The following is a 12,979-nucleotide window of genomic DNA, read 5'->3' as shown; positions in this document are numbered from 1 at the left end:
CCTACGACCGCCGACTCCGGCCACTCCCCGCCCGGATGCTCCTCGACCCGCCCGATTCGGTAGAAGAGAGCACGATCACCCTGGTTGCTGGTGATGTCCGGGACCTGTAGTCCTCGCTGAGCGTAGGTGACCCCTCGGGCATGATCACCTCGGTAGAGGCTGACCCGGCTCAGGCTGTCGTACGCGCGGGCCTGCTGTGGCCCACCGCGGGCTTGCGGTGCCGTGGCTGGTGGTCTGTTTCGCGGAGAAGTACGGCGTGCGCCCCGACGGCACCAGGGTCAAGCACTACTACGTCAACGAGAGCGTCGGCATCGCCTGCGGGTTCTTCATCGCGGCCCTGCACGCGATGGGCCTGTCCACGCTCACCCACACTCCGAACCCGATGGCGTTCCTGACCGGTATCTGCGGACGGTGCGCCCTGTGGTGGAACCGGTGTCCGCGACCCGCAGGCCGGCGGCCTGGACGGTGGCGGGACGCGCGGGTGTGCTGCCTGGTGCGGGGGAGAGGCTCGCGGGAGCGCCGGCGGAAGCCTGGGCGGTGCCCCGAGTGGAGGAGGCGGTCGGGGCGCACGCGGTCGTGGTCGCCAGCATGGCCACCGCCGCCACCGCCGAGGTGGTGGCGAGCAGTCCGGCGCCGATGGATCGTTTCATGATCCGTTGGACGCGTACCGCACCCTCCTGGTTGCCGTACCGGGACATTCCACGAGGCTCAGGTTGTCTGAGTGATACGGGACAGCACAGCCGGTCCAGCCGGCGGTCAGGGTTTCGGAGGGAGCGGGAAGCGGAGGGCGGCGGCTGTGACGTGGTCTTTCAGTTGGGTGTCGACGGCGACGTGTTCGACGGAGCCGCCCTCGTTGATGACCGTTTCGGTCAGTTCGTCGAGGACGTCGGGGACCTGGCGCGTGGCACCGCCGCAGAGAGGACAGGTCTGGCCGGAGCGGGCCAGCCAGCCGGATTCATCGCAGATCACGCCAGGAACCTCGGCGCCGTCCTGGATGAGCAGGGTGTCGATCGCGGCGGTGGTGCCGCCCCACAGGCATTCGTCGACCCCTATCGCGGCGTTGCCACCGACGGCGGCCCTCTCGAAGACCTGCTGCACCAGGCGGCGTTCCTCCTCGCGTTCGTAGTCGGCGACGATGCGCTCGGCGCTCTCCCGGATCTCCTCGGGCGTAGCCACCTTGCCCATGTCGACGTTGAAGACGCCCGCGACCTTCGGGCGCAGTTGCTGCGGCAGGAAGTCCAGGAAGACGGTGACCTCATCGTGGTAGCCGCCAATGATCAGCAGGTCGTGGCCCTCGGCGCGGAAGATCTCGTCCAGCAGGCTCACGGTCTGGCGATAGTGGCGTTTGGTGAGGTCGTCGGCCTTGTTGCGGACCCGGTACTCGGCGAGACCGGCCCAGCCGGCGTAGTCGGGCTTGCGCAGGGTGCGCCCTCGCACCTCGCCGATCTCGCGCATCTCCGTCTGGTACAGCTCCCACGCGCGGGCCGACTCCTTGTTGACGACCAGGACACAGCAGCGGTGGTACTCGTCGAGCACCGCGAGCATGGGACGGACGTACGGGGTCTGGTCCACCACGACCTGGTCACGCACCTTGCGCGGGAGCAGCACGACCTCGAACAGGCCACCCTCACCGCATGCGAACACCGCGACGGCGCCGATCGTGCCCCGCCCGAGATCCGGCGTGCCCTCGATACGCTCGATGTCCTGCCGCAACGAGAGCCGTGCCCGCCGGTCGAGCGACGGGTCCTCGGTGAGCGGGCGGATCTGGGTGATGAGGCTGTTCAACCGGGTACGGACGGCGTCAAGGCCGTCGTGGCCCACGGCGACGTACATGGAGAGAACCGGCAGACCTCCGCTGTCGAAGCGGATGAGACGGTCGACAGTGCCCTTGGTGATCATGCGATGTCCTCGTCATGGCGGTCGGATGCTTGAGTTTCAGGGGGCGATCGTGGACGGCCCGCTGCGGATCAGGTCGGTCTCCGCCGCCTCGATCACCTGTTGCAGGTGCAGGCCGTGCCGTACGTCCGTGGGGGGCGGTGTGCCGCGCTCGACGGCCCCGGCGAAGTCCCGGTACATCGCCTCGTACGCCTCCCGGCCCACCGCGGCCACGCAGTCGATCGACGTGGCACCGCCGGGCCCGTAGATCTCGACCTCGGCTCGCGGTGGGTCGATCACCGCCCTGGCGTACAGGGAGGCCTGGCTGAACCGCCCGCCCTCGTGCTCAAGCAGCAGCCCGAACCAGCCGGACGGATCCCCCTGTGCGCGTACGTCGACCACCCTTCCCAGCGCGGCCTCCAGCAGATCGACGAGGTCGGGGCCGAGTTCGAGCACGACGCTGCGTTCAAGCCGCCACGGGCTCGCCGATGATTCGTCGGTCTGCGTCCCCGAGATGGCAAGGCCGCTGCCGCCCACCGGCCACGTCCGCTCGGCCGCGTCCAGAAACCGCTGGATCGCGGGAGCATGGCGCCAGACCAGCGCGACCTGCGAGACGGCTCCGCCCCGATCGACCGCCATGAGAAGGTTCTCCGCACCCGCGATGTCCCCGGCGATCGGCTTCTCCAGCAGCACCGCCTTGCGTGCGTGCGCCGCGTGGGCGCCGAGCTCGGCCTGGGCGGCGGGCGGCACCGCGAGGGCGACGGCGTCGCACTCCTCAAGCAGGTCGTGGTAGCTCTCGAAGGCCCGTGCCCGGTACCGGGCGGCCAGCTCGGCCGACGCGCCGTGAGAACGCGCCCACACCCCGGCGAACTCGGTTTCGGCACATGCGGCGAGCGCGGGCGCGTGAACCTCCGACGCCCGCTGCCCGGCACCGACCATGCCGACCCTTATCGTCATGGAAGTAAATCTAGGATCCGCTAAGTAACGCGAAAGGCGAAACCGGACAACGTGCCCGACAAGATGTCAGCGAGAGCGCCTGACGGCGTAGCGCCTGTTCAGGAGCCCCAGGTATCTGTGCGGCCGGCTCGAAACCCCGGCCTTCTGATCTTTATCCGGTTTGAAATCGTCCACCGACGTCCACGGGTGTCAGATGCGGATGTCCTCGACGCAGACGAACGTCCACCGGCCCTCCTTGGCTCCAACCGGCCGGCGGCGGGCCGGGGAGCCACCCACTGAGGCTCTCCCCGGCCCGCCGCCGTTGGTGGGTCCGGCTACCAGGGGATGGGGCCCTCCTGGGAGCTGAACGTGCCGGTCGGGCCGTCGCCGCCGAGGGTCGCCATCCGTACGGCCACCGCCGCGCCCTCCGCCGCCGTACGGCTTCCGGTGTGGCCGGTCAGGTCGGTGGCGCAGTGGCCGGGATCGACGGCGTTGACCAGGATGCCGGAGCCGCGCAGCTCGTTGGCGTAGAGCACGGTGAGCGCGTTGAGCGCGCTCTTGGCGGAGTTGTAGGCCAGCATCGGCCACGCGACGTTGAGGTCGTCTCCGGCGGAGGTGAGGCTGATCGAGGCCAGCCGGGTCGTCATGTTGACGATCCTGGCCTCGCCGGCCGCCCGCAGCAGCGGGATCATCGCGTGGGTGACCGTGACGACCCCGAAGACGCCCACCTCGTAGGTGGCCCGCATGTGCTTGGCGGTCACCTCCGCCGGGGTCATGCCGAAGTCACCGCAGGTCGCGGCATTGTTGACCAGTACGTCCAGTCGTCCGAACTCCTCACCGACGATCTTGGCCGCGCTCGCGACCGCCGCCGGGTCGGTGACGTCGAGCAGTATGGGACGGGTGCCTTCGGGAGCGTGGTTCTCCTCGCGGACTCCGGCGAACACGATCATCTCGCGTTCGGCGAGCTGTCGGGCGGTCTCCCGGCCGATGCCCCGCCCGGCCCCGGTGACCAGTGCGATCTTCACAGGTCGTTCTCCTTCTGTTGAGTTCGCACAGTCTGGGCGCGGCCTCTTGGAAGTGACCTGTGGATCAGTTGGGGAGTCCGGTGAGCAAGGGGTGACGGCCGAGGCCACGCGGCCGGCTGAGGTTCAGCAGGGTCCTGGAGACCTCTCTCAGGGTGAGCAAGGGGTGACGGCCGAGGTCACGTGGCCGGGCCGTCACCGCAGAGATGGAATGATCATCGTGACGCCGGGGACGGATCCGATCGAGGCGAGTGCGGCTCCCGCCTCCTGAAGGCCGATGGAGCGGGTGATCAGGGCGTCCGGGCGGAGGGTGCCGTCGGTGACGGCCTCCAGCATCGCCGGGTAGGCGCGCGCGGCCATGCCGTGGCTACCGAGAAGTTCGAGTTCGTAGCCGATCACCCGGTCCATCGGCAGCGCGGTGAGCCCCGGCAGCAGACCGACCTGAACGTGGCGTCCCCGGCGGCGTAGGCTCTCGATCGACGCCGCGCACGTTTCGGGGCTGCCGAGCGCGTCGATGGAGACGTGGGCGCCCCCCGAGGTGAGCTCCATGACCCGCGCGGGGACGTCGGCCTCGGCCGGGGCGGCACTGACGCAGGCGGTGGCGCCGAACGCCCGGGCCATCTCCAGGGCGCCCGTGGAGATGTCCACGGCGATCACCCTGGCCCCGGCCGCGGCCGCGATCATGACGGCGGACAGGCCCACACCGCCGCAGCCGTGCACGGCCACCCACTCGCCGGGCCGCGCCCGGCCCACGGAGGCCACGGCCCGGTAGGCGGTGGCGAAGCGGCAGCCCAGGCTCGCGGCGGTGCCGAAGCTCATCTCCTCGGGGAGCCGCACCAGGTTCACGTCCGCGTGATCGATCGCCACGTACTCGGCGAAGGACCCCCAATGGGTGAATCCCGGCTGGGTCTGACGCTCGCAGACCTGCTGCTCACCGGCCGCGCACGCCGCGCAGGAACCGCAGGCGCAGACGAACGGGACGGTCACCCGGTCGCCGGGCCGCCACGAGGCGACGCCCGCGCCCACCGCCTCGACCACCCCGGCAAGCTCATGCCCTGGCACGTGGGGGACCTGGATGTCCGGGTCGTGACCCTGCCAGCCGTGCCAGTCGCTCCGGCAGAGCCCGGTGGCCTCCACGCGGATGACCGCTCCGCCGGGTGGTGGTTCGGGGGCGGGCACCTCCCGGACCTCAAGATCGGCTCCAAACTCGTCGAAGACCACCGCTCGCACTTGCGCACACTCTCTTCCGGCTGTCGGCCTCTGCCTTTCGGCCCCGCTCGAACCTGACACTACTCAAGCCGGTCCCGGCCACCGTTCCCTTCTCGGCGTCCACGAGGCATCGTGGGAAGTCGGGGAGACCATGGAAAGGGCGCGCAGGCTCCCGGAACGCGCCGCGCGCCGTCGTTCACGGAGGGCTGTGACGAAAGTACTGAAGGGAGACCGTGGAAAGGGGGACGGGCTCCCGGGACGCGCCGCGCGCCGTCGTCCACGGAGGGCTGTGACGAAAGCACTGATTAGAAGGCGCAAGCTGGGAGAGAGGGAGGGAGCACGAGGACCAACTGATCGGACGGTGTGATGGGGCAGAAAGTCGACAAGGACCGTTTCTCCGAAGTGGAGTTCGTCCGCTTCGGGGAGAGACTGGTGGAGCAGATCGACACCCTCCGCGAGGTGCTCGCGCGGCCTGATTTCGGTGCAGGTCCCGTGACGATCGGGGCTGAGCTGGAGATGTTTCTCATAACGCCCGACGGTCGGCCGCTTCCACGTAACCGCGAGGTGCAGGTCGCCGCCGACGACGCCCGGCTCACGCTGGAACTGGGCAGGTTCAACCTGGAGGCCAACCTGACCCCGTTGCCGATCGCCGGGCGGCCGTTCACCGCTCTGACGCGCGAGATGCGGGAGATCATGGCCGTGGTGGACGCGGCGGCCGCGACCCAGGGCGGGCAGGTCGTGGTGATCGGGATCCTGCCCTCACTGAGCGAGTTCGACTTCAACCACGAGGCGCTGAGCGGCGAGGGCCGCTACCGAGCGCTGGCCAGGGGCATGCGGCGGCTGCGCACGGAGCCGTTCCGGGTGCGCATCGAGGGGGTCGAGCTGCTGGAGCTTGAGGTCGAGGGGGTGATCCTGGAGAGCGCCAACACCTCCTGGCAGGTCCATCTCCGTACGCCTCCCGGCGATTTCGCCCGCGTTTACAACGCCGCCCAGCTGGCCATCGGCCCGGTCCTCGCGGTCAGCGGCAATTCACCCGCCTTCCTGGGCAGGCAGCTCTGGGAGGAGACGAGGATCGCGCTGTTCGAGGAGGCCGCCGACGACCGGGACGTGGAGCGGCTCGACCGCAGGGACCGGCGGGTGGCGTTCGGCTCCGGCTGGGCGCAGAGCGCCGAGGAACTGTTCGAGACATGCGTCCGCGACTACGAGCCGGTGCTGCCGATGAGCTCGGTACCGGAGGAGGTGCCCGAGGGCGGCGTCCCGAAGCTGGCCGAGCTCCGGCTCCACCAGGGCACCGTGTGGCAGTGGAACCGGCCGGTCTACGACCCGGTCGACGGCGGCCACCTCCGAGTGGAGATGCGCGCCCTGCCCGCGGGGCCGAGCGCGGCGGACATGGCGGCCAACAGCGCGTTCCTGCTCGGGCTGACCGCGGCCCTGGCCCTCCAACCGGTGGAGGAGTTCCCCTTCGCCGGGGCCTACCGCAACTTCTACCGAGGCGCGATCCACGGCCTGGACGCGCCGCTGATCTGGCCCGGCCTGCGCGAGGAGGTCCCGGCCTGGCGGCTCGCCCTGGACCTGCTGCCGGTCGCCGAGACCGGTCTCGGCAGGATGGGCGTGGAGCCGAGTGAGATCCGGTGGGCGCTGGACATTGTGCGGGAACGCGTCACGCGCCGCCGTACCGGTGCGATCTGGCAGCGGAAGACCCTGGTCGGGATGGGGGGCGACCAGGCGGCGCGGGCGCGCCTGGTGAGCCGGTACCGGGAGCTGTCGCTGACCGGGGAGCCCGTCCATACCTGGCCCTTCTAACTACAAAAGGGATTTGAGTAAAGGCATACTCATGAACTCCGTATCTTGATCCGCCAATCCTGGCGAGACCGGACAAGGAGACCCCCTCATGAGTCAGATGAAGGCCGCATCGGCAGAGCCGTTCGGGTTGAAACGGGACGCCGGCGGCCTCACGGCCGGGATCAAGATCCTGGAGAGGGAACTCCAACGTGTGTCCCTCGACGCCGTGCTGGCCAAGGCGAACCGCGTCGCGGCCAGAAAGGGATCGACCGGTGCCGGGGCGTTCGCCAAGATGACTCCCAAACCCGTTGACTGGTACTGCTTCGACGCGGACGACAACGTCACCAGGGAGTGGTATCCCCAGGGCCTGACCTCCGCCTCCGACGCCGGGATCGGCGGGAGCACGTTCGTGGTGAGCTGGTACCACTCGCCGACGTCGGGAGCCGAGCGGGGTGCGCGCCTGACCTTCCTGAACACCGCGACACTCCGGTACCGGCACGTCCTGCTCGTGCGGGTCGCCGCCGACGGGAACATCACGCCGATCAACATCCACGCCGGCGGCGTCGCCTGGTACGGCGGCCTGCTGTACGTCGTCGACACCACGCGGGGCCTGCGGGTGTTCGACACCCGGCAGATCTTCGAGGTCAACGGGGACGGCACGGCTGCGATCGGCAGGAAGGACGGCGGATACGAGGCGTTCGGCTACCGGTACGTGATGCCGCAGACCGATGCCTGGACCACCACCAGCGGCACCGTGCGCTTCTCCCACACCGCCGTCGACCGCAGTACCGCCCCGCACACCCTGATCTGTGGCGAGTACGTCGACACGGCGGGCACGATCGGACGGGTGGCCCGCTGGCAGCTGACCGCGCAGGGAGCACTGAACGCCCCCGCCGGCGGCGTCGTCCAAGCCGTGGACGCCTACGCGCTTCCCGCGGGCAAGATTCAGGGCGCGCTCTCCTACAACGGCACCTGGTACCTCAGCCAGACCGCGGGCGCCACGGGGAACGGCACCCTGGTCGTGGTCGGCGACACGGTGCGCAGACGGCCCTATCCGGTGGGCCCTGAGGACCTCACCTGCGTCCGGGACAAGAGGACGCTGTGGAGCGTGACCGAGTTCGCGGGCCGTCGGGTGGTGTACGGCGTGCCGCTCTGACCGGGCGCGGACCGGCTTTCACCGGACCGGGGAAGGGGAGCGGCCGGCCCCGATGCGGGGGCGCCTTCCCGCACGGGTGTCCGGTCAGTGGAGGGAGCCACCGACCAGGCGGAGATCGCCGCCCAGCGAGACGGAGACGGCGGTGGTCACGATCGCGGTGAGCGCCTGGGCGGTCACCGTGACGGGCATGGAGGGTCTGGCCTCGCCGAGGACCTGCTCGGGGCTGTACGGCACGTGCACGAAACCACCGCGGACCCCCGGCCGCTCGGTGGCGATCAGGTGCATGAGGCCGTAGAAGAGGTGGTTGCACAGGAACGTGCCGGCGCTCTGCGAGACGCTAGCGGGCACCCCGACCGCACGCGCCGCCGCCACGCACGCCTTCACCGGCAGCGTGGCGAAGTAGGCGGCCGGGCCGCCACGCACCACCGGCTCGTCGATCGGCTGCCGCCCGGTGCCGTCGGGGACGCACGCGTCGTCGAGGTTGACGGCCACCCGCTCCACGGTCACGTCCGGCCGTCCCCCGGCCTGCCCGACGCACACGACCACCGCCGGGTCGTGCTCGGCCACCACAGCGCGCAACTGCTCCAGCACCTCGCCGAACCGGCAGGGGAGCAGCGCGGTCCGCACCCCGGGCACCAGGGCGACCGCCTCCCATGACGGGTTGCCGCCGCCGTCGAGCGGCTCGAACGCGGCGAGCAGGACGCCCTTCATCGGGGGTCCGGAGGAAGGGCGCAGGCGGGGGTGCCGCCGGGCAGGCGGTGCCGGTTGCCGGCGATCAGCCGGTAGAGCCCCTGGGCCGCCCAGCGCAGCGGCGGGACCCGCAGCACGAACCCCAGCGGGCTCCAGGGGAGACCGGCGGCGATCAGCAGCCTGGCCACCGCCTGCGCCCCGCCGTGCACCTCGCCGTCCTGAACCCAGAGCACCTCGCGCTCGGCCCGCTCGCGGGTGACGCCCAGCGCCGGAAGGTCGGTGAACTGCCAGGGGACGACCAGGGCGTGAACCCCGATGCGGCGCTCGGCGAACCTGACGCTCGTCGTGCAGAAGCCACAGTCGCCATCGAAGATCAGTACAGGTCGTCCTGTCATGCAACCGACACTACCCAGCGGAACCCGATCAAGGCCCGGCGACCAGGGTGACCGCGATCGGGCGGTGGTCGGAGTGCGGAACATCAGGGTTGACCTGGTCTTTTCCGGTGAAACCCGGGGTGACGAGCACGTGGTCGATCTGCTCGACCGAGTGTCCCTGGGACGGAATGGTGTTGAACGGCCTGACCGGGGCGATGGGGTCGGTCAGGCCCGCGCCGGTCAGCACCTCCCAGGCCCGGTCCCCGGGCTGAAGGTTGAGGTCACCGGCCACGATCACCGGGGCGCCGCTTCTGGAGGCATCCCTGACGATCCCGCCGAGCTGCTCGACCTGGTCGAGCTCGCGCCAGCCCGGCGGAGGTTGCAGATGGGTGCCGATCACGGTGATGTCCCCGCCCTGCCAGCGCAACCCGACCTCCAGTGCCTGCGCGCCGGTCGGTCCGCCCTGGACCAGCACGTGGTTCCTTATCGAGGTGATCGGCAGCGTGGTGAGCAGGGCGTCGCCCCACACCTCGTCGGCCGCCGGGGCCCAGATGTAGTGCATGTCCAGCCGTTCGGCGATCAGCCGCACCCCGTCGTGGCCGCCGTTGAGCAGCCAGCCCCTGTCGGCCTCGCTCAGCACCACCACGTGCGGCCGCAACTCCCTGAGCGCGTCGGCCTGCTGCTCCAGGGAGAGCCTGCCGGATTCGCCGTACCCCATCCTGATGTTGTACGCGGCGACCCGCAGCCCGTCACGCGGTGCCTCCCAGCGAGGCCGCTCCCCCTGCCAGAGGGGGACAGCCGCCGCCAGCGCCACCGCGGCCACGGCGACCGCCGCGAACCGCCGGTCGTAGGAGCGGCGCGGCAGGCCCGCGCTGCCCGCCAGGCCCAGCACCGCGACGACGAGTGCCGCGCAGACCGGCACCCACTGGTTGGGAAGGTAGAGGTCGTAGGCGGCGTAGTAGCCGAAGACGAACACGACGAACAGCAGCATGCCCCCTGCCGCGGCCAGGCCCCGCCGAGCCGCCCTGTCCGGGCCGAGGGTCGCCGCGGCGTGCGCCAGACAGGCGCCAAGCGCGAGCTGGCCGATGATCTGCGCGGCGATCGTCCAGCCGGGTGCCACTCCGTGGACACCGTCCACGGTGGCCCTGCCCAGCGTGAACGCCACCGCCGAGGCCACCAGGGCGATGGCGGGCGGCAGCGGGCGGCGCAGCACCGGCAGCGCGGCGGGCGCCGCCGACACCACCGCGAACGCCGCCACGACCACGGCGGCGGCCTGCTGGGCGGAGACGGTCGCCGCCTGGGCGTGCGCGGTGTTGCCCGTATAGAGGCCCCAGAGCAGCAGGGCGGGGCCGATGGCCAGCCAGGCACGGGGGGCGCCGGAGTACTCCTCGTCCGGGGGTTCCGCCCGGATCAGGAACGAGCCGAAGAGCACGAGCTCCACAGCCAGCAGCGCCCACGGGACCGCTCCAGGCCGCCACATCAGGTCGATGCCGTCCAGTGCCGCGTGGATCACCGTGGCGGCCGCCAGGCCGCCGATCACCCCGGCCGTCACGGGCCGGGCGTCCCGGCCGCCCATCGCGGTCGCCACCAGCCAGACCAGCCCGGCCAGCAGGCCGAGGCTGGCCACGTACAGCTGCGGGTCCCCGCCCTCGGTCAGCTGAAGCGCCGGCCGGGCCAGGAGCAGCAGGCATCCGGCACCGAGAGCGATCAGCCGCGGCCGGACGAGTCTGGCCAGCGGGACGGTCAGGAAGGCCAGCACGAACCAGGAGAGGGCGTACAGGCCCATCATCTCCGCGGGAGTGCTTCCCGCCCGGCCGAAGAGCGTGATCAGCGAGGGCAGGAAGACTCGTAACACGTCTACCAGCACGACCACGCCGAGGGTTACATCCAGGCGGATCCGCATGCTACCTCCAAAGAACGCGAGCTATCCTCGCCTTCTTTGTGATCCGTGACAAGGGCCGGTTCGCCCGGGGAGGGGAGATCCGTCCTCAGGGGGTCGAGGGGTCCTCTCGGGGGCCTCGGGGGCCTCCGGAGTTCGGGGGAGAGGAGGGTTCGCTCGGAGCGGTCGAGGGGCCGGCGGCTCCGCCGGCGGCAGCGCCGTCGAGGTGGCGGAAGGCCTCGTGCGCCGAGCGGACACTGTCGCGCAGCGCCTGCTCCAGGTGATCGGCGTCCTCGGTCAGCCTCCCTATCTCCGGTACGGCGAAGGCGTCGGCGCCCGACTCCGCCAGGAGTTCCTCATAGCGGGGAAGCCGTGAGCGGAGTACCTCGATCTGCTCGTGGGCGCGTAGCGCCTGCTCGGCGTCGGACACGTGGCCCGCGTAGCGTTCCAACGCCTCCACCCGTGCGAGCACGGCGGCCTCGCTGGCGGCCAGGGCACGCTCCAGCGGTGCCATGGCCGCGGCCACCTCCGGCGTGCTGCCGCCGTGCACGAACTCGTGGTGCTCGTTCCGCAGTGCGGAGAGCTTGGTCAGCAGCTGGGCGATCTCCCACTCCTGGGAGGGGAGCGTCACCGCGTTGCGCACGTCGTCGAGCATGCCCATGGCGTTGACCCGGGAGCGCAGGATGAGGTCGATCGCCCGCTGGGCCCGTTCGAGCAGCCGGCCGGCGTTGTAGTCGAAGTCCTCGGCGGGCAGCAGGTAGCGGCCCTCGTACCAGCGGGCCTCGCGATACAGGTCGTGCTCGGTCGTGTCCGGCTCCAGCGGCTCGCGGGCGGTGAGGAAACCGACGAGGACCACGAGGGCGAGCAGGGCGAGCACGAAGAAGAACAGCTGCCCGGCGTCCGCGAGAAAGAGCAGGCAGGCCAGGAGGAGCGCCGACATCGCCCCTCCGGACCACAGGAAACGGACGGGCAGCCTTGAGGCGGGCTCGGGAGGGTCGGGGCTCCAGCCGGCGCGGATGCGCGACAACATCGATGCGTGCTGGCGGAAGAGATCGGCGGTCCGGGAGGGAACCTCAGGATCGACCACCACTCGCCGCACAGGCCCGCCCCCTCCATCCGGTCAGGTTGACATCATCGGTCGAGATGGCGGAACGCCTCGTGCGCCGAGCGTACGCTCTCGCGGAGCGCCCGCCGGAGCATGTCGGCATCATCGCTGAGATGCCCGATCTCCGGTGCGGAGAACCTGGCCGCGCCCGTTTCGGCGACGAGCTGCTCGTACTCGGGCAGGTGAGCTCGCAGGACCTCGATCTGCCCATGGGAGAGCAGGGCGCGCTCGGCGTCGGACACGTTCCGGGCGTAGCGTTCCAACGCCTCCACCCGTGCGAGCACGGCGGCCTCGCTGGCGGCCAGGGCACGCTCCAGCGGTGCCATGGCCGCGATCACCTCGGGGCTCCTGCCGCCCCTGGCGAGGTGGTGGTGCTTGGCCCGCAGTGCGGAGAGCTTGGTCAGCAGCCGGGCGATCTCCCACTCCTCGGCGGGGAGCATCACCGCGTTGCGCACGCTGTCGAGCATGCCCATGGCGTTGACCCGGGAGTGCACGATGAAGTCGATGGCCCGCTGGACCCGGCCGAGCAGGCTTCTGGCGTCGTGGTCGAAATCCTCCAGGAGAAGGAAGCGCCCCTGCCACTGCACGGAGTGCCGGTACAGGACCCGCTCGACGGAGTCGACGGGTGAGGGCTTCCTGGCGAGATAGATCACCGTGAGGATGAGGAGATACAGACTGACCAGCGTGGTGAGCACGACGGCGGCCGCCGGGAGCGGGAGGTCGGTGAGTGTCAATCCGCCCGCCGCGACAACCGTCGACCCGCCGAAGAGCCCTATGAGCACTCCCGGAATCCGGGGGCCGTCGTCCTCCCTCGGGACGCGTCCGGTGCGAAGGCGATAGAGCAGGGGCCCGTTACGACGGAGCAGTTCGGCGATGTTCCTGGGCACCTCAGGATCGACCACCACGCGCTGCACAGGCTCGCCCCCTTTGCCACGTTTCAAGAGCATAGCG

12 protein-coding genes are annotated in these 12,979 nt (G+C 70.6%); 2 read left to right on the top strand and 10 right to left on the bottom strand.

Annotation, left to right across the window (positions count from 1 at the left end; translation table 11 throughout):
* Positions 1-362 precede the first annotated feature (362 nt).
* The 5 genes from OG884_RS01695 to OG884_RS01675 all read right to left on the bottom strand — a co-directional run bounded on the left by OG884_RS01695 (position 363) and on the right by OG884_RS01675 (position 5,063).
* Complete coding sequence (locus tag OG884_RS01695) at positions 363-650, bottom strand: hypothetical protein (RefSeq protein ID WP_326641407.1); 288 nt, start codon at positions 648-650, stop codon at positions 363-365.
* A gap of 106 nt (positions 651-756) precedes the next feature.
* Positions 757-1,899, bottom strand: a complete 1,143-nt coding sequence (locus OG884_RS01690; RefSeq protein ID WP_326641405.1) for a baeRF10 domain-containing protein — start codon at positions 1,897-1,899, stop codon at positions 757-759.
* Positions 1,900-1,935: 36 nt separating this feature from the next.
* Positions 1,936-2,832 carry a Gfo/Idh/MocA family protein gene (locus OG884_RS01685; RefSeq protein ID WP_326641403.1) on the bottom strand — a complete coding sequence of 299 codons (897 nt, stop codon included), beginning with the start codon at positions 2,830-2,832 and terminating at the stop codon, positions 1,936-1,938.
* A 314-nt stretch (positions 2,833-3,146) separates the two neighbouring features.
* The gene (locus OG884_RS01680) at positions 3,147-3,836 is read right to left on the bottom strand and encodes an SDR family NAD(P)-dependent oxidoreductase (RefSeq protein WP_326641401.1); all 690 of its coding nucleotides are present in this window, start codon (positions 3,834-3,836) and stop codon (positions 3,147-3,149) included.
* 192 nt (positions 3,837-4,028) lie between these two features.
* Positions 4,029-5,063, bottom strand: a complete 1,035-nt coding sequence (locus OG884_RS01675; protein WP_326641399.1) for a zinc-binding dehydrogenase — start codon at positions 5,061-5,063, stop codon at positions 4,029-4,031.
* A gap of 345 nt (positions 5,064-5,408) precedes the next feature.
* Here OG884_RS01675 and OG884_RS01670 point away from each other — a divergent pair, with 345 nt between their 5' ends.
* Together OG884_RS01670 and OG884_RS01665 are read left to right on the top strand one after the other, a co-directional pair.
* Positions 5,409-6,845 (top strand): glutamate--cysteine ligase, encoded by a 1,437-nt coding sequence (locus OG884_RS01670; RefSeq protein WP_326641397.1) that lies wholly within the window; start codon positions 5,409-5,411, stop codon positions 6,843-6,845.
* Between the two features lie 88 nt (positions 6,846-6,933).
* Positions 6,934-7,980 (top strand): hypothetical protein, encoded by a 1,047-nt coding sequence (locus OG884_RS01665; protein ID WP_326641395.1) that lies wholly within the window; start codon positions 6,934-6,936, stop codon positions 7,978-7,980.
* Positions 7,981-8,064: 84 nt separating this feature from the next.
* Here the strand turns inward: OG884_RS01665 and pcp are convergent, their stop codons facing one another.
* The 5 genes from pcp to OG884_RS01640 all read right to left on the bottom strand — a co-directional run bounded on the left by pcp (position 8,065) and on the right by OG884_RS01640 (position 12,942).
* A complete protein-coding gene (gene pcp / locus OG884_RS01660) occupies positions 8,065-8,691 on the bottom strand; it encodes a pyroglutamyl-peptidase I (RefSeq protein WP_326641393.1) in 627 nt (208 codons plus the stop codon).
* The gene (locus tag OG884_RS01655; protein ID WP_326641391.1) at positions 8,688-9,065 is read right to left on the bottom strand and encodes a thiol-disulfide oxidoreductase DCC family protein; all 378 of its coding nucleotides are present in this window, start codon (positions 9,063-9,065) and stop codon (positions 8,688-8,690) included. The genes pcp and OG884_RS01655 overlap by 4 nt, the downstream gene beginning before the upstream one ends.
* A gap of 28 nt (positions 9,066-9,093) precedes the next feature.
* On the bottom strand, positions 9,094-10,947 hold the full coding sequence (locus OG884_RS01650; protein ID WP_326641389.1) for an endonuclease/exonuclease/phosphatase family protein: 1,854 nt from the start codon (positions 10,945-10,947) through the stop codon (positions 9,094-9,096).
* Positions 10,948-11,032: 85 nt separating this feature from the next.
* A complete protein-coding gene (locus OG884_RS01645; RefSeq protein WP_326641387.1) occupies positions 11,033-11,953 on the bottom strand; it encodes a hypothetical protein in 921 nt (306 codons plus the stop codon).
* Positions 11,954-12,054: 101 nt separating this feature from the next.
* Positions 12,055-12,942 (bottom strand): hypothetical protein, encoded by an 888-nt coding sequence (locus OG884_RS01640; protein ID WP_326641385.1) that lies wholly within the window; start codon positions 12,940-12,942, stop codon positions 12,055-12,057.
* Positions 12,943-12,979: the final 37 nt, after the last annotated feature.

The organism is Streptosporangium sp. NBC_01755, assembly GCF_035917995.1.
In the GTDB taxonomy this organism is placed as follows: Bacteria; Actinomycetota; Actinomycetes; order Streptosporangiales; family Streptosporangiaceae; genus Streptosporangium.
Note: the sequence above shows the minus strand (reverse complement) of the source record. Positions and strands in the feature narration are given on the sequence as shown.

Bases quoted from the DNA above. Each gene is read 5' to 3' on its own strand.
- OG884_RS01670 (WP_326641397.1), top strand. From the start codon at position 5,409: ATGGGGCAGAAAGTCGACAAGGACCGTTTCTCCGAAGTGGAGTTCGTC.
- OG884_RS01695 (WP_326641407.1), bottom strand. From the start codon at position 650: ATGAAACGATCCATCGGCGCCGGACTGCTCGCCACCACCTCGGCGGTG.
- OG884_RS01650 (WP_326641389.1), bottom strand. From the start codon at position 10,947: ATGCGGATCCGCCTGGATGTAACCCTCGGCGTGGTCGTGCTGGTAGAC.
- OG884_RS01685 (WP_326641403.1), bottom strand. From the start codon at position 2,832: ATGACGATAAGGGTCGGCATGGTCGGTGCCGGGCAGCGGGCGTCGGAG.
- OG884_RS01665 (WP_326641395.1), top strand. From the start codon at position 6,934: ATGAGTCAGATGAAGGCCGCATCGGCAGAGCCGTTCGGGTTGAAACGG.
- pcp (WP_326641393.1), bottom strand. From the start codon at position 8,691: ATGAAGGGCGTCCTGCTCGCCGCGTTCGAGCCGCTCGACGGCGGCGGC.
- OG884_RS01645 (WP_326641387.1), bottom strand. From the start codon at position 11,953: ATGTTGTCGCGCATCCGCGCCGGCTGGAGCCCCGACCCTCCCGAGCCC.
- OG884_RS01690 (WP_326641405.1), bottom strand. From the start codon at position 1,899: ATGATCACCAAGGGCACTGTCGACCGTCTCATCCGCTTCGACAGCGGA.
- OG884_RS01655 (WP_326641391.1), bottom strand. From the start codon at position 9,065: ATGACAGGACGACCTGTACTGATCTTCGATGGCGACTGTGGCTTCTGC.